Origin of the sequence: Pectobacterium quasiaquaticum (genome assembly GCF_014946775.2) — a bacterium.
GTDB lineage: Bacteria > Pseudomonadota > Gammaproteobacteria > Enterobacterales > Enterobacteriaceae > Pectobacterium > Pectobacterium aquaticum.
The window spans coordinates 2,467,797-2,492,009 of sequence record NZ_CP065177.1; the positions used below are offsets into that span (position 1 = coordinate 2,467,797).

A 24,213-nucleotide genomic window follows, 5' to 3' on the forward strand; every position below is an offset into this window, starting at 1 on the left:
CCGAAAGCTCCTTAAATAGGGGATGTCGCCACGCTGACTACAGGAGGCACCAACGTAAGCGCACGCTGGCGTGTGGCAAGACGCTCCTGATTAAGCGGGATGTCATAGGTAATGCGTGCGCCATAGGCTTCCGGCGCATGCGGGTCGATGCGCACTTTGTCGAACACCAGCAAGCGCGTGCCAAGGTGGAAACCTTCCGGCAAATCGTGGGTGACCATAAAGACCGTTAAGCGGGTTTCCCGCCACAGCTCCAGCAGCAGCGTGTGCATATCGCCGCGAATACCCGGATCCAGCGCCCCGAACGGTTCATCGAGCAGCAGGATGCGCGGCTGGACAATAAACGCCTGAGCAATCGCGAGCCGTTGCTGCATGCCACCGGAAAGCTGGTTAGGGTATTTGTGCATGGCGTGTCCCAGCCCGACGCGCTCCAGCATCCGCGCGGCATCGTCTCGCGCCGCCTGTTTGTGCTGCCCAAACAGCCTGCCGAACCAGGGGGAACGCGGTATCTCCAGCCCAATCACCACGTTTTCCAGCACGGTTAAATGTGGGAAAACCGAATAGCGTTGAAACACCACGCCGCGACTGGCATCCGGTTCAGCGGGTAGCCGCTTCCCTTCGAGTCGGACTTCGCCACGGCTGGGCGTTTCCTGCCCCAGCAGCAGACGCAGAAAGGTGGATTTACCGCAGCCGGATGCCCCGACCATCGTGCAGAATTCCCCTTCCTCAACGTTCAGGTTGAGCCGTTCCAGCACAACGTGGTCGCCGTATTCCTGCCAGATGTTATCGATCTCAATAAAACTCATGCTTTGCTTTCCTCTGACCACGGGAACACGCGGCGATGCAGCCAGCGCAGCGCCATATCCATGAGCCATGCCAGCAGAGTGATCCACACGACGTAAGGCAGAATCACATCCATCGCCAGATAGCGGCGTACCAGAAAGATGCGGTAACCGAGCCCTGCCGTTGCCGAAATCGCTTCGGCAGAAATCAGAAATAGCCACGCTGCGCCCAGCAGCAGCCGCAGTGAAATCAGCAGTCGCGAGAGCAGTTGTGGCAGGATGATGCGCAGCACCACGACCCAGCTGTTCGCACCCAATGTCTGGGCTTTAATCAGCATTTCCTGCGGTATGCTGCGGGCGCGCTGTTCGAGATCGCGCGCCAGCATCGGCGTAACGCCAATCACGATCAGCATCACTTTCGAGAGTTCATCCAGCCCGAAGACGATGAACAGGATGGGCAAAATCGCCAGCGGTGGGATCATCGACAGCACCGTCATCAGCGGCGAGAGCGACGCGCGAAACAGCGGAAAAGCCCCAGCCGCAATCCCGAACAGCAGGCTCAACAGGCTGGCGATCCCCAGCCCCAGCGCGAGACGCACCAGACTGGCCTGCGTATCCAGCCAGAACAGGTAATCACCGCTGCGTTTATCCTCGGTGAATGCCATGCGCTGAATCGCCTCGGCCATTTGCCCAAGACTCGGCAAGAGTTTGTCATTGGGGTTAGCCTCCAGCCGTAGCGCCGACCCCACGAGGTACAGCACCAGCAGCACGACAAACGGCAGCAGGACCAGCAACAGCCGTCCGCCCCGACTGGGGTAGCGATTGATCAAGCGCACGATAGTCTCTCCAGTTTGCGGGTCAGAGTTTGTTCTCTGCGGCCAGACGCACGAAGGTGTCGTCAAAGCGCAGTTTCACATTGGCGCTGTCACCCTGTGTTAACTGTCCGGGGAACGTCATACCGATAAAATCCGCGCTCTGTGCGCCAGTGCCGAGCAGCCCTTTATCAAAGGAGAAATCGGCCACTCGCTTCATGGTGTTAGGGAGATCCTGGCTGGTCAGAAACGCCAGATTGTCCTGCGCGGAATAAAACAGATGGGTGGTTTTTAACTGCGCCTGATAGCCGGCTAAATCGGTACCGGAAGCGGCAGCCATGGACTCCAGCGCCGGTTTGTCGCCCGCTTTCATCAGCGCCATCATTTCAAACCAGGCACCGGCCAGCGCTTTGCCCAACGCCGGATTGTCCTGTAGCGTTTGCGTGTTCACGACCATCATGTCGATCAGCTCACCGGGGATCTGACCGGACTGAAAGACTTCCGTGGTGTCCGGCTGGCTTTTGATGGCAGAGAGCTGAGGGTTCCAGGCGACGGCGGCCTGCACGCTGCGGGTGGCAAAGGCGGCGACAATATCGGCATCCGACGTGTTAACAACGGTGACATCCCGCTCCCGCAATCCGGCCGTCTCCAGACCGCGTACCAGCAGGTAATGGGAGACGGAGAGTTCAGGCAGGTTAACCTTCATCCCGCGTAAATCGTTCAGCGTTTTCCCTTTGCCTTTGAGCACGATGCCATCGTTGCCTGCGGAGAAACTGCCGAGCAGCAGCGCCGTGGTATCCACACCGCCCGCCGCCGGAATAGTCAGCGCATCCATGTTGGTCATCGTGCAGCCGTCAAACTGCCCAGCGGTGTATTGGTTGATCGATTCGACGTAGTCGTTAAGTTGGGTGACCTTAATCTTGATGCCGTACTTGTCGGCCCATTTATCGATAATACCCTGCGTGCCGATGAAGCCCCACGGCATCCATCCGGCATAGATCGTCCAGCACACGTTGAATTGCGTTTTAGGCGCAGCCTGAGAAGGGAGACTCAGCAGCGCTGAGAGACTGAGGACGCAAACGCCCAGTAAACGAGATAGGTTCATGCCAGACCTCCGGTTGAGTAGGAAAAAAGCGGGAACAGCGCGACACCATGGGTGTTGCTGTCTCCCGGGCTTTTGTCCCGCCGTGTAACCTCAACTGGAGGTCGCCAGCTCTCGGACCAGACATCCATAGGATATGGATCGGAACCCTAGCCAGCTATTCAGGTTGTTCAGCGCCATGCGTGGTGCTGTCCCGAATAGAGAAAAGCAAAAGGCGTGCCAGCACAGAAAGTGCCAGTCCGGCTGTCGTTTATAGGGAAAATTATGCGGGGAAGCACGCCGCTATCGCGCTATCTCGGTGCACTAGCACAGCGAGTACGCCTCACGGCAGTGCAGCGGAAGTTGGCGGAAGCGGGGCTTAGTGTGCAGAACGGCTGGCCGCTATTTTTTCCAGCAGCGCACTAAACGTGGCTTGTTCTTCAGGGGATAGCGCCTGAAGCATCTGCGCCTCAATCTGCTTTTCCTGATGCAGAAAAACCTGCGTAAACGCGACGCCTTTATCGGACAAACTGAGCCACACGCTACGGCCATCATCCGGGTTATCGAGCTTGCGGACATAATCGCGTTTGACCAGTTCCGCGACCATGCGGGTGATCTGCGCCTTATCCCGACAGACCCTTTTCGCCAACGACTGGGGCGTAATACGCCCTTCCATCGCGATGATCTTACATAACCGGACGTGCACCACATCCAGACTAATGTCGTGCGCTTTCATCTGTTCCTGCATCTGCGCCTTATAGCTTTCCAGTAAGGCAAAAAGAGCTTTCATCATGCTTTATTGACTCAGTCAACCAATGATCATATAGTTGATTTTATCAACTATCCATCACGAGTTCAATTTACCGAGGCCACAATGGGAAACGTCTATCAGATTACGGTGGAAGAAAATGCCGAGCAGCAGCGCATGCTGTCGTTTGAATGCTCAATTCACGATGATTTGTTCAAGATTCTGGAAAAAGTCGATGGCAAGATGGACATGACGCCGGAACAGACTCAGGCCTTTATTGTGGGGTTGAAACTATTTAGTGAAGTGATGATGCAGAATAGAAAGCACCCGCTGTTTAAGGAATTCGCCGCCCCGTTCAGAGAATTCATGCTTAATCTCAAGAAGCAGTGATAGAGAAGGTCGCGCAGCAAAAATGATGCTCCCCGCACCGTGAAAACACCGGCGTGGGGAGCGTGACGTCTTACTCTGCCAGATCGAAGCGATCCGCATTCATCACTTTCACCCAGGCAGCAACAAAGTCATTCACAAACTTCTCTTTGCTGTCGTCCTGTGCGTAAACCTCGGCGTAGGCGCGCAGAATGGAATTGGAACCAAAGACCAGATCCAGACGCGTCGCTGTCCATTTGACTTCACCCGTTTTACGGTCGCGGATTTCATACAGGTCTTTACGGTATGGCTTCCACGTGTATTTCATATCGGTCAGGTTGACGAAGAAATCATTCGTCAGCGCGCCTTCACGATTAGTAAATACGCCGTGTTTGGTGCCACCGTAGTTGGTCCCCAACACACGCAGGCCGCCAACCAGTACCGTCATCTCTTTCGCCGTCAGCCCCATCAGTTGGGTGCGATCGAGCATCAGCTCTTCCACGCTCACGGCATAATCTTTCTTCAGCCAGTTACGGTAGCCATCGTGGATAGGTTCAAGGACGTCAAAAGACTCGGCGTCGGTCAGGGCATCGGTGGTGTCGCCACGTCCCGGAGCAAACGGCACAGTCACCTGTACGCCAGCCGCTTTCGCCGCTTTCTCAATCCCCACATTACCCGCCAGCACAATGGTATCGGCCACGCTGGCCCCTGTTGCAGCGGCAATGCTTTCCAGCACGACTAACACACGCGCCAGACGCTCAGGCTCGTTCCCTACCCAGTCTTTCTGCGGAGCAAGGCGAATACGCGCGCCGTTGGCACCGCCACGCATATCAGAACCACGGAATGTACGGGCGCTGTCCCAGGCGGTTGCGACCAGTTCACTGATGGAAAGGCTGCTTTCTGCAATGCGTGCTTTGACAACATCAACATCATAGTCGGTACGGCCAGCCGGAACCGGATCCTGCCACAGCAAATCTTCCTGCGGCACATCTGGGCCGATGTAGCGCGCTTTCGGCCCCATATCGCGGTGCGTCAGTTTGAACCATGCTCGGGCAAACACTTCGGAGAAGTAAGCCTGATCCTGATAGAAACGCTCGGAAATCTTGCGATATTCCGGGTCAACTTTCAGCGCCATGTCGGCATCAGTCATCATTGGGTTGTAGCGAATAGACGGGTCTTCAACGTCAACCGGTTTGTCTTCTTCTTTAATATTAACGGGCTCCCACTGCGATGCACCAGCCGGGCTCTTTCTCAGTTCCCATTCGTGATTCAACAGCATGTGGAAGAAGCCGTTATCCCATTGCGTCGGATGCGTTGTCCAGGCGCCTTCCAGACCGCTGGTGACGGTATAGCGCCCTTTGCCCGATCCCGTGGGGTTATGCCAACCGAGACCTTGCTCCTCAACATCCGCACTTTCTGGTGCCGCACCCAGCAGGCTGGCATCGCCGTTACCGTGGGTTTTACCCACCGTGTGCCCACCCGCCGTCAGGGCAACGGTTTCTTCATCATTCATCGCCATACGGGAGAACGTCACGCGCATATCCTGTGCAGTACGCAGCGGATCGGGATTGCCGTCGACGCCTTCTGGGTTAACGTAAATCAGCCCCATTTGTACGGCCGCCAGCGGGTTTTCCAGCGAGGTACGATCGTCGCTGCCATAGCGTCCGGTGCTCTTCGCAAGCCACTCTTTTTCCGAGCCCCAGTAGGTGTCTTTTTCCGGGTGCCAGATGTCTTCACGGCCAAAGGCGAAGCCAAATGTTTTCAGCCCCATGGATTCATACGCGATATTACCCGCCAGAATAATCAAGTCCGCCCAACTGAGTTTATTGCCGTATTTTCTTTTGATGGGCCACAGTAAGCGGCGCGCTTTATCGAGACTGACGTTATCCGGCCAGGAGTTAAGCGGTGCAAAGCGCTGGTTACCGGTTCCGCCGCCGCCGCGACCGTCGGTCGTACGGTAAGAGCCCGCCGAGTGCCAGGCCATACGAATCATCAGGCCGCCATAGTGACCCCAGTCCGCTGGCCACCACTCCTGGCTATCGGTCATCAGTGCGTGCAGATCTTTTTTGAGGGCATCGACATCGAGGGTTTTGAGGGCGTCGCGGTAGCTGAAATCGCTGCCTAACGGGTTGGTCTTGGTATCATGCTGATGCAGAATGTCGAGATTGAGGGTATTTGGCCACCAGTCGGTGTTTGATGAGCCAGTAGAAGTGTTTCCGCCGTGCATAACCGGACACTTGCCGGCTGGTTTCGTTTTATTCTCGTCCATCGTTATCTCCCAGTATGTTGCATTGCCTTAATCGCTACGCCAGAAGGCGGGGTTGTTCCCCGATAGCCTTGCCTTATAGCAACGGAGCGCTTCACCGATTCCTTCTTCTTGATGCAAGACAGTGCCAGAGTCTCCCTATAATTTATAATTGTATATGCTAACTTCTGCGATAGCTTAACCTGATGAAAAGCGGTTCAATCGCACATTTTTCCTATCTGCATCAATAATCTCGCCGATAGAACCGCTTGTGATAATGAGCCTGCTTATCATGACGACCTCTTTTAAGAGACCGCTGACTCTTCTGCTACCCTAAAACTACAGCGATGGCGAACGGAGTATGAACTGGGTAAGTTCGGCACGTTTCCCTAAGCGGATCGGACAACCATTTACGTTAGCGGTTCAAATGAAGCCGACGTAGGATGAAACTCACGTTCAGATTTTGCTGATACGGTGGCGGCATTCGACGAATTCGGCTAAACATTCGACACTTGGAAGAACATGATAAACAAAGCACTTGCCACCAGCATCGGAGCCGTCCATAATAGCGCCCATTCCAAACGCTGGAATGAAGAAAAGCATTCTAATCAAAACGTTACTGATTAAGATGTTGTCTACTGTACGACCGTAGCTCAGTTGGTTAGAGCACCACCTTGACATGGTGGGGGTCGGTGGTTCGAGTCCACTCGGTCGTACCAATTCATGTTCTATAGACGTATGCTAATGTCTATAACATTTTGAAAAGAAGAAAATTTTCATCTTCTCTTGTTCCAGTAAAATCTATCGAAATCTACTCATATCCAATGGTTTTAAGTCCATTTTTAAGTCCATTTGAATACGGGTAATCTCACTTCCAGATTGTTACTGTTAAACAACACTGCCGAGAACCAAAATCCAGCTCTGATGCTAATCAGGAGCGACGATCATGGTACTTTCTGCTATAGCTGTTCGCCATGCAAAAGCAATTGGCAAAGCCTATACAATCCCAGATGATAATGGCCTTTCTCTTTCCGTCTCACCAAACGGTGGAAAATCGTGGCATTTCCGCTATTACTGGCTAGGAAAACAAAAACGCCTATCTCTTGGCACCTACCCCAAAGTGTCACTGCAAGAAGCCAGAAACCTGCGAGATGAGACGAAAGCTTTGTTAGACGCAGGAATAAACCCTCAGGCCGCTCGTAAGCAAAAACGCTATGTTATACAGCTAGCTGTCGAAAATGATTTTGAATCCGTGTTCAAAAAATGGGCTGAATATAGATCTTTAGAACTCAAAGAGGATAAAAAAGGAACCCTTTCCCAAATTCAGCGCACATTTAATAACGACATCTTACCCCAAATTGGCAAGATGCCTATTTATGACATCCGTCGTATAGATCTATTAAAAGTCTTATCCAAGATTGAACAGCGAAAAGCATTTACAACAGCAGAAAAAGCGCGCAGTTGGCTTGGGCAATTATTTCGCTATGCTGTGGTAAAAATAGATGGTCTTGATGTTAACCCTGCTATGGATCTGAAAGAAGTTGCGCTACCAAAACCGCCAGAAATTCACAATCCATTCTTACACATGTCAGAGTTACCGTCATTTTTAAGTAAATTGCGTAAATACTCAGGTAATGAAACTACACAACTTGGTATTCGCTTACTTTTTCTTACCGGAGTTCGCACTGGCGAATTACGTCTCGCTACACCAGAACAGTTCGATTTAGAGCGTGGTCTTTGGCTTATTCCTCCCGAAGAGGTGAAACAACTACAAAAAAGCATGCGAAAAAATAGAAAACGACCACAGGATATCCCTCCTTATATTGTTCCTTTATCTGCACAGGCAATTGAAATAATCAGGTATTTAATAGATAAAGTTAAACCAGCCCAGCACTATTTATTGCCACATTACTATAACTTACAAGAGCGTATAAGTGAAAACACTCTCAATAATGCTCTGAAACGTATGGGTTATAAAGATAAACTCACAGGCCATGGTATACGTGGCACAATTTCAACAGCACTGAACGAAATTGGTTACCCTAAAGTTTGGGTAGATGCCCAGCTTTCTCATGCTGATCCAAATAAAGTTAGCTCTGCATATAACCATGCTAGCTATGTAGAACCACGTAGACGTATGATGCAAGATTGGGCTGACAGGCTCGATTTATTAGAGCAAGGATTTGTTGAATCAGCAATGAAGCATTTGACTATCTATATCGCTGGAATTCCCACTATGCTGGATACAGATAGTAATTTACCTATACCACCAGTAACAACAACGCCTCCAGCAGCCACTTCGACTTCTATAGTTGCAACAAATGATGAAAATAACAACAACCAAACATTCCAACGACTTTCACCTCTACCACCAAAATATAGTGGGAAAGATGCATCCGAAAAAATCATCACAGAAATACAAAAAAAACGCATAGACATGCTTAACATATATGAAGAACCGCATAATCTATCAGTATCCCAATTCGCTAAACTGGCTGGTAAATCTCGAGACCAAATTAACCGGGAGATAAAAGCGAATAAATTACTAACAATAAACATCGGCAATCGTGGGCAACGAATTCCAGATTGGCAGCTCGATCCTATAAAGAAAAAATTGATTCAGGCGGTACTTAAATTATCAGATAGAGCAGATTCATGGACAGTTTATCAAGCTTTATCTAATAGAAATAAAAGATTAGACAACCAATCTCCTATTGATGTAGTTAATTCCAACAACCTAGACATGATAGTTACAATAATTAATAGAATTACAAGCACTCACCTCTTTTAGAGGTGATATATCATAGAGTTAAGCGAGTTAAATATTTCATTAAAACCCGCAATGGCATGCGGGTTTTAATAGTTCTGAAGAGATTCACCAGCGTAATTTCTCATAAATCTATATTGCACGACACTCGCACTATTGAAATTAACATCAGCAGTTCCACAGGTAATTTATTAGGAAAAAGATCAACATCACACCCCCTATAATTGACGGTATCTTTACTTTTTCCTTCGCGTAATATTCACCTGAAATCTCATTGAGTTGCATCAGTGAAACCATCACAGAACAGGGAATGGATCATTAACATCAGATAACCAAAACAAGTTAGTCCTTCTGTTGTTTCAGAAACCCAAAGTTACTTGTAAAAAGGAGCAATAAAACATGAGGATCCGTCACTTACATTATTTTTTGGTTGTTGCAGAAGAACAAAGCTTCGCAAGAGCCGCCGCCAGAGTCCATATAGAACCATCACCACTATCCCGTGCGATTAAGGAACTGGAACAACAGCTTGGCGTTCAATTGCTGCACCGTAACAAAGGCCGTATTCGGCTGACATGGCCTGGGGAGGTATTCCGCGAAGAAGCTCAGCGTATTGTTAACTTTATCGAAAACGCCAAAACACGTGTACATGCTGCAGCGAAAGGTTACAGAGGCAGGCTCCGTATAGGCCTATGCGACAGCCTGGCTCAACCCCGACTGACACAATTACTTGCCCGATGCCGAGAAGAAGAACCACGTACAGAAATACGTATCACCGAGATGTCCGTCAACGAAATGCTTCAGGCTCTGGCCCACGACCAAATAGATGCCGGGTTCACTATTGACGATATCAGCCTCTCTGGCTACACCAAACAACCAGTCTGGAGTGAACGTCCTGCTGTCGCCATTCCACGTAATCATCCTCTCCTTTCTCTAGAGTTTATTTCTGTCGCCGAAGCATTTCGCTATCCTCTAGTCCTCTGCCATCCAGAACGATGCGCAGGGGGATATAACGTCATCCGACGCTGGTTTAATGACGCATCATTATCACAACCTAATATTGCCGAGTACATTTCCGGCCACGAATCGATGCTCATGCTGGTAGCTGCAGGATACGGTATCGGCATAGGTCTTGAGTCACAACTCTCATTATATAACCATCCGAATGTAATTATACGGGCAACGTCTTACGATATCCCAGACTCATCGACCAATATCATCACGACGGAAAAATATTATTCACCAGAGCTAGAACGCTTTATCAACCGTGCGCTTGAGATTGGCGAATTGCAGTCTGCTCACATGTCGACAGTCCCTACAGAACTACATTCAGATGGGTAAGTTGCACCAGTTAATGTCTTACTTTATTTGTCTGCCGCATGACAGGCACAGTTAGTGTCTGTTACCTCCATTACCCCCTCAATTTTCTGATGCTCTCCATTCAATATCAACCAATCAAGCGAATAATAAGCAATCATATAATTTACATTGAGCCTGACATTTTCAGTCTGGTGAACGACACAATAGGGCCCATTGAACTGGGTTCTATTTCATGCGTAAAAACACCGACAACAGAAACACTGTACCGCCATTTATTCTTCATAAACATTGCCGGACGAAGAGCAGGATAAGCGCTGACGAATATACCCAGTAGTCTCTGTCTTTCAGTCAGCTAAAAAACCGTAACCAGCACATCCCTATTGTTTGATGAAACGGAATGATGAGGTCTTTTTAATAGTCATCACACCTCATGAACGCTACCAAACACCAAGGAGTGACAGTAATGAACGCTGAGAACACGACACCACTACCAGAGCGCCGTATTTTGCGTCGCCCCGAAGTTGAGGCTAAAACCGGATTCAAACGCGCCCATATCTATAACCTAATGAAAGAAGGTCGCTTTCCTAAGCCAATACGCCTCGGTCTACGAGCAGTAGGCTGGGATTCGGTCGAAATTGATCGGTGGATCACTGACCGTCTCAAAGAACGCATCTGACTGCTCTAGTCATACGATAAGGAGCAACTCATGCAAACATCAACAAAAGGTGGTATCAGCAAAGCCACCGTCCACTGTACCGGTTTAGCGGTCGCACTACCTGCATCTAGAATCATCTGGATGATGACCAGTAATTTATGGCATCCCGAATTCTACTACATTACCGGAAAAAACCATGGAGGGGCCTATCATGTCTCACCTCCATGAATTAGCTCGGGGCCACAAGCAACTACTGCCGCTGATCGAATACGCACTGCAAGAGGGCTGGGAGGTTATACGTACCTCTGGTGGGCATTTGAAGTTCACCAAGCCTGGTATGCCACCGATCTTCACCAGTTCGACAGCTAGCGACTATCGTGCCGGGCGTAATGCGCGCGCCTTACTACGGCGAACACAACACCAGTTTGCTACTGACGAATCCTCTCCTGACAAGGGAGGCCACCATGCCTGATATTTCCGTACAAGACCTTGCCGGCAAACTTCTGAGCGAAGGCTTCACGAGCAAAGCACCCATTGCAGAGGTGTTGAGCGCACCTATTGCAGAAACGGCAATGGTTATCACGCTCGATGAGCTATCACCATATGAGCTTGATCCACGACTAACGCGCAACCCGCTCTACGACGAGATCAAAGCCTCAATACGCGAGCGCGGACTCGACTCACCGCCCTCCATCACTCAGCGCCCAGGGGCAAAGGGCTATATCATTCGCAACGGAGGCAATACCAGACTCTCGATCCTGCGCGAACTCTGGACTGAGACCAGGGATGAACGCTTTTTCCGCATTCCATGCCTGTTCCGCCCATGGCCGGAACGCGGTGAAATCATCGCATTAACGGGGCATCTGGCTGAGAACGAGCTGCACGGTGGCCTGTCATTTATTGAACGAGCCCTGGGCGTCAATAAAGCACGGGAGCTTTATGAAGAAGAGACCGGGAAATCACTGTCACAGTCAGAGCTGGCCCGCCGACTCAAGGCCGATGGCTACCCTGTACCCCAGCCCCATATCAGTCGCATGCAAGAGGCCATTCAATACTTGCTTCCGGCCATCCCTACTGTGCTTTATGCTGGGCTGGGAAGGCATCAGGTCGAGCAGTTGACCAGCCTGCGGCGTGCTGCTGAACGGGCCTGGTCCGCTCGCAGCACCAACACACACCACCACATCGACTTCACCACCGTGTTCCAGGATGTGTTGGTGATGTTCGACAGCACACCGGGCAATTTCAGTGTCCAGCGCGTACAGGATGAGTTGATTGGACAAATGGCCGATCTGCTGGAGATGGAATACGACACGCTGGCATTCGAGATCACCGACACCGATCGGCGTTGGCAGTTACTCAGCAATGAAGCACCATTGGCTGAACCTGGGGCATCGACGCTGCAAGAGAAAACGCCATTACCCGTCACGCCGCCCGGCGTTACATCGGAATCCACGTCGCCCAGAAACATCGAGCCATCAACAACCAGAAAGGCGTCTGCACAACCGGCATCGCCCCCGTCTGAACCTGTTGGCCGCACCTCGCAAGACAAATCTGCGGCAGGAAACGACGAGCATGCCACGCTACTGCAACAGCATGTTGTTTCTCCTGCTGGCACAACCGAACGGCTGCTGTCGATTCAGCGGCTGGTCGCCGGCCATACTGGCGAGACCCTGCCAGACTTCGAACGCAATGTCTTGCAATCCATCCCTATCCAGGCTGATAGCCTGTATCCGATCACCGATATCTGGCACATTGAGGCATCACTGGATGAACCTTCTCGACTACGCACCCATATTGCGCAGTTTGCCGCAGAAATCGCCCATGAAGTCGGTGCGCAAGATGCTATTGAGCCATACGAAAATGGCATCGGATTCAGTTGCAAATGCGCCGATGACCGTGTCAACACAGATACGTCAGCATCCATGGTGCTGGCGCTGCTGCACGCTCTGAGCGCCCCCTATCTGCCCGCCACACATCCGTTTTCAGATACCACGTCTTCGATCCGGTTTGGGCTACTCGGGCATTTGTTGCAGGGGATACTGGACGCGAGCAATGACGCCAACGATGCACCACAGCGGCTCAATGACAGCGCACTGGTGAAGCTGTTTCGATTGCTACGGCTGACCCGCAGGCTGATCGACATTGAGAACGGCATACAGGATGACGGCGACGTCATTCCCGGATCATGAGGAGCACAGCCATGACCGGTCCACACCCTCTCAATCAGGCTGTCATCGCACAGGCACTGCATGATCTGCGCAACGGTCAATTGCGCAGAGCCAAGTCCATGGGATTCGATGACACCGACCTTGACGCACTGAAACATCCTGCCATGGCAAGCGTACTGGCCAACGCTAACGTGTCCTGGTGCTCCGTCGTGGTCAACCGAGATGTGCTGCGTCGCCTCCTGCATCAGGTCGACGATGTAACCGAGGAAGTCGCCAGAATCGACCGGCTTCTGCGCCTGGGTGCCAGTACCGAACTTATCAGCAAGTTCTTCGGGCTCACCCATCAGGAAATCGCGTTGCGCCGCAGTGTGATCGGATTGCCAAAAAGGAAAGGTCGCCATCCGGTTCTGACCGAAGAGCAGGATACCAATCTTTGGCACCGCTGGTCTGCTGCAGTCAAGTCACAAAAAGTGGCACTCAATGACGATATGGAGATGCTGGATATCGCAGCGGAACTTGCCGAAGCCACGGATCTGCCGCTGTCCGTTATCTGGAGTGCCATACGCGGATGGATTGATGAAGGGCAGACCAGATGACGGGTGGCCAGCCACGCACAAACGGCCCAATCCGGCTAAATGAGTTGTTCGACCAGGCTTTCTCCCGCCTGCAACCGCAATCCGCGAAGCCGGTTCAATCCACCTCATCGCCTGCGGCAACGGATGGTTTCCTCTTTAGCGGCAACCACCACGACAGTGTGCCACGGGCACTACTGATGGACGGGCGGCTCACCCCGCTTGAACGCAACGGCTGGCAAGTTTTCCGGTTGATGCTCGCAGAAGATGGTATCACCGCGATGCCAACGTACGATCAGCTCGCCCCCTGGCTCGCTTCCATGCCGTGCGCGGCCAAAGCGTCTCACGAAACAGTCGCACGCACCCTGACGATGCTGCGCCTGACCCGATGGATCAGCCTGGTCAGACGCAGACGTGATCCACGCACAGGCCGCATTCTGGGCAACCTCTATGTCCTGCACGATGAACCACTCACGCCCTATGAGGCAATCCAGCTTGACGCCGACTACCTGGCGCTGGTCAGTCAGTCTCTGGTTCATGCCAGCAAGTCTGTCCAGCGTGTCGGCATGTATACACTACAGGAGATGTCACAGGATTCGATGCTCAGCGGCCAGGTACTGCCAACCCGATTGCAGGTGCTGACACAGCGTCTGGCTGCACAGGGCTGGCGCATGGATTCACGTTACCCACAGGATATGAACGCTCACGATTCCGAAGAAGGGATAACGCCCCCTCTTCGGAATAATGGCGACCTGACTTCGGATTCCAAATCAGGCCTGAGCGCCAGCAAAATCAACCCACTTCGGAATCCGAAGAGCATAAGTACAGTACATATAAAAGAAAATAATAAAAAAATACTTACAGTACCGCGTGCGCAAGAACTTGGAATGCTGAGTTTCCCGGAGCGTTTTATGGCACTCAAGGCTGAGCAGCAATCCGGTGCGCTGGCCGCATTACAGTCGGTTGAACCCAGTTTGCACCAATCCGTCCTTGACGAATGGGATGCCCGTTGCACGACAACCAGCATTCGAAATCCTGCGGGCTATCTGTTTGGCATCATCCAGAAAGCCCTGCGTGGAGATTTCCGAGCCTGGGCTGGGCAGAAGGACAACACACAACCAACGCCTGCCACCAAACCACGTGAAGCGCCTCCTCCACCGCAGCCACCTGCGGCAAACAGAGATGTCGCACTGGCCCATCTGGCACGGCTGCGCAAATTGCTGGATGCCCCGTGAATTCGACATGTCCACAATCATCCATAGTTGTCTATACCCTGGGTATAGCTGCATACATAGCCTTCCAGACGAGATGCACACGACTCATGCAGAAATAGCCATGCATCGTCCACTGACGTCCACAGTCGCCTATACCCCGGGTATAGCTGCACACACAGCCTTCCCTCGCAGGCCGTCCGGCGCTTCGCAAAACAGGCTGACCAGCAGTGCGGTTTCATGACTGACGGCCTTCCCGTTGCAGCCGAAGCTGACGACTCGTTTCACTACGGAGAGTCATCACCATGGCCAACGAAAACAATGCCACTGAATCCTTGCAATTGAACCTGGGGTCATTGCGCAGTGCGATGTCACTGACCCTGCATACTCACCACGCATCGCGTATTTGGCATGGACGCGCAGCCGCAGAAGGTAAACCCGGCATCGTCGGCTTGAATGGATTTGTCTCCATCATGAACAAGCTCAAGCGCGGGGCCGAGCAGGACGATCCCTACTCCGACTGGTGGATGTTGCGCATCGAAGACAAGCTGGCGCTCACCAAAGAACAGCTCCAGAGCTTGCGCCAACAAGTGGATCAGGCACTGGCAGACGTACCGTCCGCGCTAAGCCTTGGAGAAAACATGAATGTGCAACCCGTCAAGCTGCCACTGTTCGTCTCCTCGCAACTGGGCTTTATGGCGGTCTATTTACTGGCCGACTACGACGATCTTGCCCGCCGCCTGATCCTGGCCCACCACACCGCATTGATCGACCGATCAACTCTCGAACGTTGGCTTAACGACGGTGCCCATGCCCTGCGCAGTCTCTTCAGCCTGGCACAGCAATACCGCTACTCCGGCACCCAGCGTGACGACTTTGCCGCCAACAATGCCGCAGCCCGTGCCGCAGTGGAAAAGTTCGGAGAACTGCCGCAGGACGTACTCGAAGGCGCGCGCCGTTCACGCTTCGCACCACCTTTGATCCGGCGTGGACAAACGCATATGGCGCACTCAGGCACCACGAATCAAACACCCTCACACGAGGACGAGCCTGCGGATGCACCTGCCAGCGCCAGCGAAAAGCCAACCGAAGGTGCACAAAATAGCGAGGATGACCACGCATGAGCACATCAACACGTTTCACCATGCTGGAACAGACCACCTTCCAGCAGTTGGAACATGCAGGCTACCTAAAAGGCCTTTTAAAACCTTTTAAAGGTAAAGGGGCACTCGAAGTCTGGGCCAGACAATGCGAGGCACTGCGCGACGACCTGATCGTGCTGGCGCAGCGGCAGGTTCTGGCTCAGGCACGCAGCCATCCCTTCAACCTGCTACCGACGCAACTGGCCCAGCAAACCACTGGCGCAGGAACCACTTTTCTGCGCTGGCGCAACCTCGACCGCAGCAGCATGGGCGTGGCCCTGTGGCAAGAGGTGATGGTCAACCCGGCCACGCCACTCGGACTCATCGGCGATTTACATGCAATGGAAGTCCAGCGAGCCGTGCTGAACATGCAAATTAGCCTGTTGCACACTCTCACACGCCAGGCCAGGGACTGCGCCAGCAAACTGGTTCATGCCGAAGAAGTTTATCTGCGCCGGACAGGCCATCAGGCAGATCTGAGCCAACCACATCCAGGTGAAGGCCGCATGAAATATCCGGCATCGATACAACGCCGTTGACGGTTTCCGCCTGCATTGTCTTTCCAGTGCGGACCTTTCACATCAAGCAGGAGTCATCAATATGAGTACACATTTCAGCGGCGAGGGAAATATCGGCTCTGCGCCAGAATTCCACGAGTACCCCAACGGCAACGAAGAACCACGTCGGGTGCTGCGCCTGAACGTTTACTTCGACAACCCCGTCCCCGGCAAGAGCGGTGCCTTTGAAGATCGTGGCGGCTTCTGGCGGCCGGTTGACTGGTGGCATCGTGACGCGGAGCAATTCGCCGAGCTGTTCCAGAAAGGCATGCGAGTCGTGGTCAGCGGACGTGTAGAGCGAGATGACTGGACCGATGAGAACAACAATCCGCGTACGACTTATCGAGTCAATGCACGCAGTGTTGGTATCCTCCCTTACCGGATCGAGGCTATCATCCTGAGCCCCAAGCCGGGGGCCGCAGATCCGGTGTCTCAGGCCGAATAACACATTGCACTTCAGGACGATCACCGACAGCGGTCGTCCCCTATTCCACTGAGGTCTATTGCGTTTCGCGCGCTCCAGCACAAGAAGTTGGCTGCGTAAACGAGCAGTGCCCAGTGTAGGCCTTTCTCGACACCGAAGCCGCCGCAGGCGCACTCTTGATACACCTTCAGCCTGGATGCGAATGGTGTGCCATTCACCGATGATTGGCATCAAACTCGAAAATCAAATACGTTGGCTCGCAATCCGCATTCTTTATCATTTTAAACTCTCCAGCCGGGAATACTCGACGGCATGATTCACGTGCCGAGAGAATTCTATGAGGCTATTTCTGTGCGAGAAGCCCTCTCAGGGCAAAGATATCGGACGTGTACTGGGGGCCACCCAAAGAGGCAATGGCTGCCTCGCAGGTTCAGGTATCACCGTAACCTGGTGCATTGGTCATCTCGTTGAGGCCGCCCCCCCAGAAACCTATGGCGAGCAGTACAAACGCTGGTCTATCGAGCAGTTGCCCATTATCCCTGAGCGCTGGCGTGTCGAAGTCAAATCAAAGACCGCTTCGCAATTCAACGTCGTCAAAGACCTTCTGAGCAAGGCAACCGAGCTGGTCATCGCGACGGATGCTGACCGGGAGGGCGAGTTGATCGCACGCGAGATCATCGAACTGTGCGGTTATCGCGGCCCTATCCAGAGGCTCTGGTTATCGGCACTCAATGACGCGTCGATCCGCAAAGCACTGGCAACGCTCAGGCCATCAAGCGAAACCCTGCCGATGTACTTCTCGGCCCTGGCCCGTTCCCGTGCCGACTGGCTGATCGGCATGAACCTCAGTCGCCTGTTCACCGTCATGGGGCGGCAGGCCGGTTACGACGGCGTACTCTCCGTTGGCCGGGTACAAACCCCAACGCTGAAACTGGTTGTCGATCGCGACCGCGAGATCGCTCGCTTTGTCTCAGTGCCGTTCTGGGCAGTCGAGACCGTGCTATCAAGCGCAGGCCAATCTTTCACTGCAGGCTGGCTGGCACCAGATACAGCAACAGACGATGCGGGCCGTTGTCTGCAGGAGCCCATAGCCCGACAAGCGGCCGAACGCATGCGTATTGCTGGCAGCGCACAGGTCACGTCTGTCGAGACGGAACGCCTGCGTGAAGGCCCACCGTTACCCTTCGATCTGGGCACTCTGCAGGAAATCTGTTCCAAACAACTGGGCCTGGATGTGCAGGAAACCCTGGAAATCGCCCAGGCACTGTACGAGACTCACAAAGCCACGACGTACCCGCGCTCAGATTCCGGCTACCTGCCTGAAAGCATGTTCGCCGAGGTGCCGGTGGTACTCGACAGTCTTCTCAAGACCGATCCAGGCCTGAGGCCGATCGTTGACCAGCTAGACCGCAATCAGCGATCGCGTGCCTGGAACGACAGCAAAGTCACGGCGCACCACGGCATCATCCCCACACTCGAACCCGCTAATCTCACGGCGATGAGCGACAAAGAGCAGGCAGTCTATAAACTGATCCGTGCCCACTATCTGGCGCAGTTTCTGCCGCAACATGAATTCGACCGTACCACCGCGCGCCTGTCATGCACGGGCGAAACACTGCAAGCGGTCGGCAAGCAGATCGTCGTCATCGGGTGGCGACAGGTGCTCACTGAACCCAGGCCAGATGAGGATGGCGAGACCACACTACGCAGCCAGGTTCTGCCAGCGCTGCATGAAGGATTGTCCTGCCAGATAACTGGCATCGACTGTAAAGCACTCAAGACATCGCCGCCACGTCCTTATACCCAGGGCGAACTGGTCAAGGCGATGAAGGGGGTAGCCAAACTGGTCTCAGATCCGCGCCTCAAACAAAAGCTGAAGGACACCACGGGTATCGGCACTGAGGCGACTCGCGCCAATATCATCAAAGGGTTACTTGACCGTGGCTACCTGCTGAAGAAAAGCCGTTCAGTACGCGCCTCCGATGCGGCCTTTACACTCATCGACGCCGTTCCCGGTGCCATTGCCGACCCAGGCATGACTGCTATCTGGGAACAGGCGCTGGACATGATCGAAGCCGGTCAGCTCACACTCGATGTCTTTATCGACAAGCAGTCAGCCTGGATCACGCAATTGGTGCAGCAGTATCGAGGGGCATCTCTGTCTATCAAGGTGCCACAGGGACCCGCATGCCCCGAATGCGGCACCGCTATGCGTCAACGCACCGGCAAGAGCGGGCCATTCTGGTCTTGTCCTCGTTACCCCGACTGCAAAGGCTCTCAGCCTATCGACAGTGGTAAACACAAACGCGCCATGCCGCGCAAGCGTAGCCGCAGCTCCCGGGAGCCCTGAGTCGCTCTGAACCCAAAGAGCCATGTCACGTCTTCTGTGATGACATGGCCTCACCCCCGCGCCCGTGCGGGAATCCCGGCGCGCCAGTCTTCTGCTAAACCGTGCGCACCTCGCCATGCTCCGGCAGCGAGGCAAGAAGGCAACTCATCCATGGACGCACCAGACGCGTTCCCCCTTCTCCGGTTCTTCCGCCCTCCATGAAGGGTTTCCTGATGCTTTGCTTGAGAGGCCAGACATCAGGAAACCCTTCGGGGATGACGGTATTCATTGCCGCGCCCAACGGCGAAAAACTGGGTTCCCTTTGTGTGTGGATACATGCCAGAGGATTCCGGCCACAACCACGATAACGGCCGGGTGCGATTGCTGCGACAGCGAACGGTTTTGACGACGACTGCATCCTGAAACAGCCCACAGGTGGTTTCTTCCTACCGAGTCGGAGGCCAGCAGGTCCCCGACACTTTTTCTCCTGATTTACGACATATCCGGTTGGGCCTGTGGCCTTGAACCAAACAAACAGGAGACACAATGAGCACACAACCCCCACCCCATGCACTGCAGTTCGGCAGCGTTTGCAGCGGTATTGAGGCCGTCAGCCTGGCCTGGGAACCACTCGGTATGAAAGCCGCCTGGTTCTCGGAAATCGATCCCTTTCCGTGTGCCCTACTCGCACACCACTACCCCCATGTCCCCAATCTCGGCGACATGACGCGCATCGCCAACCAGGTACGCGTTGGTAATGTCATCGCCCCGGACATTCTTGTTGGCGGAACGCCTTGCCAGGCATTCAGCATCGCCGGCGCGCGACGGGGGCTGAACGACCCTCGCGGTGCCTTAACCCTCAGCTACGTGGAGCTTGCCAATGCCATCGACCAAACCCGTATCAAAAACCATCAGCCCCCCGCCACGCTCGTCTGGGAAAACGTCCCCGGCGTGCTCAGTGATCGATCTAACGCCTTTGGTTGCCTGCTGGGCGCACTGGCCGGAGAAAGCCATGCGCTCAAACCACCAGGGTCCAAATGGGCGCACGCAGGTCACGTGTCTGGACGCCACCGGCGCATTGCGTGGCGGGTTCTCGATGCCCAATATTTCGGTGTCGCCCAGCGTCGCAAGCGCGTGTTTCTTGTGGCAAGTGGTCGAGACGACCTCGATCCCTGCGAAGTACTTTTTGAGCGCGACAGCGTGCGCGGGAATTCTTCAGCGGGCAGCTCGCCGTGGCAAGAAGCTGCCCGCGCTGCTGGAGCAGGCCCTGCGACAGCAAGCGACTATGCCGGACTGAGCCCCTATGGCAAGGTGGTCACGACATTCAGCTTCGGCGGTGGTATGGGGCCAGTCAACGTGGCTGCCTGTCTGATGGCCGCTGGAGCCAAACACGATATCTGCACCGAAAACTTCCTGGTTCAGTCGGTAGCTGGCCCCCTCAGCCATACACCGAACACGGCAAATTATGGCAAAGACTATCGGGAAAATGGCAACGACAAATCTATCCCGATGATTGCCTTTACTGCCCAGGACTACGGTGCGGATGCCGTAAAAGGCGTGACGCCCACTTTGCGAACCCGGGCCTGGCCTGCCATCGCCTTTGCACAGAACGGGCGCGGCGAACTGCGCCTGGAATCGGGTCATGGCCAGATCGCTGGCACGCTGCTCGCCAGCGGCGGAAAACCCGGTCAAGGCATGCCAACCGTGTTCAGCGCCACGCGATGCGGCAACGACAAGGACCCTGTACTGACGCAGAACCTGGAAACACATCTTCATTACACGCTACTCAAACCAGACGAACAATGTTGGCCGCAATGGCGGGTCAGGCGGTTGATGCCGATCGAATGCGAACGTCTGCAGGGCATGCCCGATGACTGGACACAGGTGCCGTACCGTGGCAAACCGGCAGCCGACACGCCTCGCTACAAAGCCATTGGCAACTCAATGGCCGTGACCTGCGTGGCATGGTTGGGGCAGCGTCTGCTCGAAGCCATGCAACAGTCCAGGTAACACCGTTTCTATAAGACTGGAGCGTGTTGTTTGTTGTTCATCGCGCTCCCTGTAAAGCGTCTTTCTACCATACTCGACACCAATACGGACGCATCCTGATGCGTTTTGTTCCACGCATACGGACCGTTATCGCGCCATGCTGCATACATGTTCGCTGGCGTAGCCGGCAGCATCCCAGGCGGTCCAGGCCATTAAGACCGCGACACGCTGATAGCGTGTTGGCTTTCGCCATCACCAGGGCGCTTAGCGTCCATTTATTCCACCCACAGGGCTCTCCTCCCTTGTGGCTGGGGAGCTCCTTTTTTTTTGGAGACTTTCCCATGGATCATCAAACCATTCGCAATCAGATGCAGTCATTGGTGCGTGACCACGTTCCTTCCAATGCCCGCAGCTTCAAGTTCAACATTTTTGACGGCCAGCCCAAGGTTTCGACACTGGGCTTTCACATTGATCCCAAGCCTTTTGAAGGAAAGATCATCGCCAGGACGGAGGATGCCATTGTCGTCAAGACGGGCCGAATCGAGTTCGCCGTGCTTGACCGGACGCTCGTGACCGAAGATCCAGACGAAGGAGCCAAGGTGCAGGTCGAACCCTACGCACGGCATCGCTTCGACGGTCTTCGCGCAGATACCCCCGAAGAGCGCACCGAATACACCGTTGATGGCAAGCCCTACAAGCTCCAGACGTATGTACTCGGCTCCGCACCCGCCAGGCTTCCGATCCCGCAACCCCGCAGCCCGGAGTTACAGGAACTGATCAGGCAACTGGAGGAGCTGCCGGCACCGGATGGTTTTCGTCGGATTACGCACCTGCTGGTTGATGCGGGTGCGCGAGATTTCACCTGGGTCGATCCGCTGCCCAAGGACATCATCGCTACACCACCGGCTATCAGCTTCAACACAAACACGGCGAAATTCAATGGCCGCGTCACTGTGCAATACGAACGCGCCGACGACCTCTATGCCGTAGTGCTGAGCCACGATGGAGAGTTGGTTGAACGGGTTGACGGTGTGTTCTTAGATACCCTCGGAGACGTACTGCTCAGGCTGATCGACGATGGCAGTTGGCGTCGCATACGTGTTCGCACCATTCAAAAGCCGCTGCGACGCAAGTCATGACGCGACAGACAACCCGTCTATACGGTGGGTTATCTGACCAGCATCGTTTACTTATCGCACCTCGACTGGGATACGGACCAATCCCCCGCCCCGGACAACACTTCTTCACTGTGTTGCCCGGCATACCATCATCTCAGGAGTAACTTGTATGACTTTACGCTTCAAAGGAGCCGAATTGCGGCCCGTCATCGCCGAAGCTGTTGCCAATCAGTGCCGCATTATCCTGGTCAAGGACCACGGTGTTTACTGGCTCGCCGAGCATGGTGAACGCCATCCCGATGGGCGTCAAAAGCTGATCGCCTACGCGATTGGCTGCAATCCTGACGTTGCACCCTTTAACGACTGGTGGGAGCGTTCACGCGCCGAGTTCGGTGGCGACGATTTTGGCGAATTCTTCGAGCCTGGCGACAGAGTGTTTACCGGCATCCTGGATGGTGCCGGCGATCTCGAAGTGTCCGCTACCGCAACACAAATTTTCCTGCAAGTTGTCGCGACAAACTCCGATAGCAACTGATTCTCGTCCTCCATAGCCCCCTCATGGGGGCTTCTTTCCTCTCCAGTCCACTATGTACCATCCTGCCAACTATCACCCATAGATTCCCCTATTCCTCACATTTTCAGGAGCAACGTCCGCCAGTATCAGCGGTTTCGATAACGACTACCTTGGCGCACATCAATAGCCCCATACAAGACTCCAGGAATGGGGAGTACCCCAGTCCGCATTTCTTGTCGCCTCGCCATTGAGGCACAGGCAGTCTGTCTGCATGTTTTGCTGACGTTGTCAGCGACATGCCACGCAACTTCGGCCCCAGGTTGCGGTGCGGCGAAAACCGCATGGCCGAGCCAGTTCGCCCAGCATCCTCACGCGAACGACCACCGGCTTATACCGGTCGTGGATGCATTCGCCTTATCAACCCATCGCGGGGTTACACACCCCCGCCATCGGGCCTGGTGTGTCTCCGCTTCATTTTTTAATGGAGATTTCATCATGGTTCATTCTACTTCAGGCGGAAAAGCCTATTTTGATCTGCACACTGAAGGCTACGGTCGCCTGCAGCGTGTGCGGGAAGTTCCCGTACGCGGTGGCCGACGTGCTCAGCCCTTTCTGGCTTGCACCATCGCCGCGTTGGTCGGTTCTGCCAAAGAACCGGTCACCCGCTATTTTGACGTCAAGGTCTCAGGTGCCGAGGCTAAAAAACTGGTCGAACACTACGTCGGCATGGATGATACAAAGCAGCGTCCGATGGTCAAGTTCCGGCTGGGGGATCTGTGGAGTGATGCATTCATCCGCCCCAGCGGTGAACGCAAGGGTGAGTCAGCAGCCAGCCTCAAGGGGCGACTCCTGAAGGCTGAACTGATCGACCCTGCCACACTGGCGGCTATCGAACAGTACGAACTGATCACTCGGGGCATTGGCTACCTCAATCGACCCAAAGACGTTACACCGAAGGAGGGTGACCCATTCCTCGCGTGCACCATTGGTGCTCTGGCCGGGCCTGTTGAAGAACCGGAATACCGGTACATCAACACCATCGTGACCGCGCCGGAGGCTCAACATCTGGTACGCCGTTGCGTGCAGGCTATCGAGGCTGAGCGCAAGGTATTGATGGCCTTTCGTCTCAACGACATGAAAGCCGAGCCGTACCTGCGCACGAAGGGCGAGCATGCCGGCGAGCCGGCTGCGAGTCTGGAGTCCAGATTGATCCATATTGGTCTGATCAAGATCGATGGCCAATTGGTCTATCCCACTGCCAACCAGCCCCCCTCTTCTGGGCACGCTACGGTGGCATCCATTGCGTCAGAAAGCCCTGATAACAGAGCGGATATGCCTTCTACGACGTCTGGTACAGCCGAACCTGAAGCGCAATCCTCGGTAGAAGAAGAGCCCGCTCTCGTCACTTCACTCTAAGCC

Annotated in this window: 20 protein-coding genes, 1 tRNA gene and 1 riboswitch; of the genes, 16 read left to right on the forward strand and 5 right to left on the reverse strand. The window is 54.1% G+C overall.

All coding sequences use genetic code 11. The annotated features are described in order from the left end of the window. Positions 1 to 11 precede the first annotated feature (11 nt). From IG609_RS11325 to IG609_RS11340, 4 genes are all read right to left on the reverse strand, one after another. The gene (locus tag IG609_RS11325) at positions 12 to 803 is read right to left on the reverse strand and encodes an ABC transporter ATP-binding protein (RefSeq protein ID WP_193397056.1); all 792 of its coding nucleotides are present in this window, start codon (positions 801 to 803) and stop codon (positions 12 to 14) included. Then, positions 800 to 1,615 carry an ABC transporter permease gene (locus IG609_RS11330; protein ID WP_193397057.1) on the reverse strand — a complete coding sequence of 272 codons (816 nt, stop codon included), beginning with the start codon at positions 1,613 to 1,615 and terminating at the stop codon, positions 800 to 802. The genes IG609_RS11325 and IG609_RS11330 overlap by 4 nt, the downstream gene beginning before the upstream one ends. 22 nt (positions 1,616 to 1,637) lie before the next feature. Beyond that, entirely contained in the window at positions 1,638 to 2,696 is a 1,059-nt protein-coding gene (locus IG609_RS11335; RefSeq protein WP_193397058.1) for a putative urea ABC transporter substrate-binding protein, read from the reverse strand. Positions 2,697 to 2,755: 59 nt separating this feature from the next. Continuing rightward, positions 2,756 to 2,857, reverse strand: a riboswitch (guanidine-I (ykkC/yxkD leader). Positions 2,858 to 3,051: 194 nt separating this feature from the next. After that, entirely contained in the window at positions 3,052 to 3,465 is a 414-nt protein-coding gene (locus IG609_RS11340) for a MarR family winged helix-turn-helix transcriptional regulator (RefSeq protein ID WP_039503330.1), read from the reverse strand. Between the two features lie 81 nt (positions 3,466 to 3,546). On the opposite strand from IG609_RS11340, the gene IG609_RS11345 reads away from it, so the two are divergent. Beyond that, positions 3,547 to 3,810 carry a DUF3861 domain-containing protein gene (locus tag IG609_RS11345; RefSeq protein ID WP_116163350.1) on the forward strand — a complete coding sequence of 88 codons (264 nt, stop codon included), beginning with the start codon at positions 3,547 to 3,549 and terminating at the stop codon, positions 3,808 to 3,810. 70 nt (positions 3,811 to 3,880) lie between these two features. On the opposite strand, the gene katG is transcribed toward IG609_RS11345, so the two are convergent. Further along, positions 3,881 to 6,055 (reverse strand): catalase/peroxidase HPI, encoded by a 2,175-nt coding sequence (gene katG, locus IG609_RS11350; protein ID WP_193397059.1) that lies wholly within the window; start codon positions 6,053 to 6,055, stop codon positions 3,881 to 3,883. Between the two features lie 618 nt (positions 6,056 to 6,673). Between katG and IG609_RS11355 the strand changes: the two genes are divergently transcribed. The 15 genes from IG609_RS11355 (at position 6,674) to IG609_RS11430 (ending at position 24,210) form a co-directional block, all read left to right on the forward strand. Next, positions 6,674 to 6,750 (forward strand) — tRNA-Val (locus IG609_RS11355). Positions 6,751 to 6,977: 227 nt separating this feature from the next. Further along, positions 6,978 to 8,822: a tyrosine-type recombinase/integrase gene (locus tag IG609_RS11360; protein WP_072035928.1), complete on the forward strand. Its 1,845-nt coding sequence runs from the start codon at positions 6,978 to 6,980 to the stop codon at positions 8,820 to 8,822. Between the two features lie 375 nt (positions 8,823 to 9,197). After that, the gene (locus IG609_RS11365; protein WP_005966918.1) at positions 9,198 to 10,136 is read left to right on the forward strand and encodes a LysR family transcriptional regulator; all 939 of its coding nucleotides are present in this window, start codon (positions 9,198 to 9,200) and stop codon (positions 10,134 to 10,136) included. A 442-nt stretch (positions 10,137 to 10,578) separates the two neighbouring features. Further along, the gene (locus IG609_RS11370) at positions 10,579 to 10,791 is read left to right on the forward strand and encodes an AlpA family transcriptional regulator (RefSeq protein ID WP_039551805.1); all 213 of its coding nucleotides are present in this window, start codon (positions 10,579 to 10,581) and stop codon (positions 10,789 to 10,791) included. Positions 10,792 to 11,234: 443 nt separating this feature from the next. Next, positions 11,235 to 12,959: a ParB family protein gene (locus IG609_RS11380; RefSeq protein ID WP_039551806.1), complete on the forward strand. Its 1,725-nt coding sequence runs from the start codon at positions 11,235 to 11,237 to the stop codon at positions 12,957 to 12,959. Next, positions 12,956 to 13,534, forward strand: a complete 579-nt coding sequence (locus IG609_RS11385; protein WP_431040437.1) for a DUF2857 domain-containing protein — start codon at positions 12,956 to 12,958, stop codon at positions 13,532 to 13,534. Before IG609_RS11380 ends, IG609_RS11385 begins: the two co-directional genes overlap by 4 nt. Further along, a complete protein-coding gene (locus IG609_RS11390) occupies positions 13,531 to 14,745 on the forward strand; it encodes an STY4528 family pathogenicity island replication protein (RefSeq protein WP_039551808.1) in 1,215 nt (404 codons plus the stop codon). Before IG609_RS11385 ends, IG609_RS11390 begins: the two co-directional genes overlap by 4 nt. A gap of 281 nt (positions 14,746 to 15,026) precedes the next feature. Then, on the forward strand, positions 15,027 to 15,845 hold the full coding sequence (locus IG609_RS11395) for a PFL_4669 family integrating conjugative element protein (protein WP_039551810.1): 819 nt from the start codon (positions 15,027 to 15,029) through the stop codon (positions 15,843 to 15,845). After that, the gene (locus IG609_RS11400) at positions 15,842 to 16,402 is read left to right on the forward strand and encodes a DUF3158 family protein (RefSeq protein WP_039551812.1); all 561 of its coding nucleotides are present in this window, start codon (positions 15,842 to 15,844) and stop codon (positions 16,400 to 16,402) included. Before IG609_RS11395 ends, IG609_RS11400 begins: the two co-directional genes overlap by 4 nt. A gap of 61 nt (positions 16,403 to 16,463) precedes the next feature. Continuing rightward, complete coding sequence (locus tag IG609_RS11405; protein ID WP_039551813.1) at positions 16,464 to 16,865, forward strand: single-stranded DNA-binding protein; 402 nt, start codon at positions 16,464 to 16,466, stop codon at positions 16,863 to 16,865. Positions 16,866 to 17,181: 316 nt separating this feature from the next. Further along, a complete protein-coding gene (locus IG609_RS11410; RefSeq protein WP_039551814.1) occupies positions 17,182 to 19,194 on the forward strand; it encodes a DNA topoisomerase III in 2,013 nt (670 codons plus the stop codon). Between the two features lie 525 nt (positions 19,195 to 19,719). Then, positions 19,720 to 21,183 carry a DNA cytosine methyltransferase gene (locus tag IG609_RS11415; RefSeq protein ID WP_039551815.1) on the forward strand — a complete coding sequence of 488 codons (1,464 nt, stop codon included), beginning with the start codon at positions 19,720 to 19,722 and terminating at the stop codon, positions 21,181 to 21,183. Positions 21,184 to 21,503: 320 nt separating this feature from the next. Continuing rightward, positions 21,504 to 22,301 (forward strand): hypothetical protein, encoded by a 798-nt coding sequence (locus tag IG609_RS11420; protein ID WP_039551816.1) that lies wholly within the window; start codon positions 21,504 to 21,506, stop codon positions 22,299 to 22,301. Between the two features lie 148 nt (positions 22,302 to 22,449). Next, positions 22,450 to 22,815, forward strand: a complete 366-nt coding sequence (locus IG609_RS11425; RefSeq protein ID WP_039551818.1) for a DUF3085 domain-containing protein — start codon at positions 22,450 to 22,452, stop codon at positions 22,813 to 22,815. A gap of 474 nt (positions 22,816 to 23,289) precedes the next feature. Next, the gene (locus IG609_RS11430; RefSeq protein WP_039551820.1) at positions 23,290 to 24,210 is read left to right on the forward strand and encodes a DUF3577 domain-containing protein; all 921 of its coding nucleotides are present in this window, start codon (positions 23,290 to 23,292) and stop codon (positions 24,208 to 24,210) included. The last annotated feature ends 3 nt before the right edge of the window (positions 24,211 to 24,213 follow it).

Coding starts and splice junctions, on each gene's coding strand:
- IG609_RS11415 (WP_039551815.1), top strand. CDS start 19,720: ATGAGCACACAACCCCCACCCCATGCACTGCAGTTCGGCAGCGTTTGC.
- IG609_RS11325 (WP_193397056.1), bottom strand. CDS start 803: ATGAGTTTTATTGAGATCGATAACATCTGGCAGGAATACGGCGACCAC.
- IG609_RS11335 (WP_193397058.1), bottom strand. CDS start 2,696: ATGAACCTATCTCGTTTACTGGGCGTTTGCGTCCTCAGTCTCTCAGCG.
- IG609_RS11410 (WP_039551814.1), top strand. CDS start 17,182: ATGAGGCTATTTCTGTGCGAGAAGCCCTCTCAGGGCAAAGATATCGGA.
- IG609_RS11390 (WP_039551808.1), top strand. CDS start 13,531: ATGACGGGTGGCCAGCCACGCACAAACGGCCCAATCCGGCTAAATGAG.
- IG609_RS11365 (WP_005966918.1), top strand. CDS start 9,198: ATGAGGATCCGTCACTTACATTATTTTTTGGTTGTTGCAGAAGAACAA.
- IG609_RS11430 (WP_039551820.1), top strand. CDS start 23,290: ATGGTTCATTCTACTTCAGGCGGAAAAGCCTATTTTGATCTGCACACT.
- IG609_RS11360 (WP_072035928.1), top strand. CDS start 6,978: ATGGTACTTTCTGCTATAGCTGTTCGCCATGCAAAAGCAATTGGCAAA.
- IG609_RS11400 (WP_039551812.1), top strand. CDS start 15,842: ATGAGCACATCAACACGTTTCACCATGCTGGAACAGACCACCTTCCAG.
- IG609_RS11340 (WP_039503330.1), bottom strand. CDS start 3,465: ATGATGAAAGCTCTTTTTGCCTTACTGGAAAGCTATAAGGCGCAGATG.
- IG609_RS11345 (WP_116163350.1), top strand. CDS start 3,547: ATGGGAAACGTCTATCAGATTACGGTGGAAGAAAATGCCGAGCAGCAG.
- IG609_RS11405 (WP_039551813.1), top strand. CDS start 16,464: ATGAGTACACATTTCAGCGGCGAGGGAAATATCGGCTCTGCGCCAGAA.
- IG609_RS11425 (WP_039551818.1), top strand. CDS start 22,450: ATGACTTTACGCTTCAAAGGAGCCGAATTGCGGCCCGTCATCGCCGAA.
- IG609_RS11395 (WP_039551810.1), top strand. CDS start 15,027: ATGGCCAACGAAAACAATGCCACTGAATCCTTGCAATTGAACCTGGGG.
- IG609_RS11420 (WP_039551816.1), top strand. CDS start 21,504: ATGGATCATCAAACCATTCGCAATCAGATGCAGTCATTGGTGCGTGAC.
- IG609_RS11385 (WP_431040437.1), top strand. CDS start 12,956: ATGAGGAGCACAGCCATGACCGGTCCACACCCTCTCAATCAGGCTGTC.
- IG609_RS11380 (WP_039551806.1), top strand. CDS start 11,235: ATGCCTGATATTTCCGTACAAGACCTTGCCGGCAAACTTCTGAGCGAA.
- katG (WP_193397059.1), bottom strand. CDS start 6,055: ATGGACGAGAATAAAACGAAACCAGCCGGCAAGTGTCCGGTTATGCAC.
- IG609_RS11370 (WP_039551805.1), top strand. CDS start 10,579: ATGAACGCTGAGAACACGACACCACTACCAGAGCGCCGTATTTTGCGT.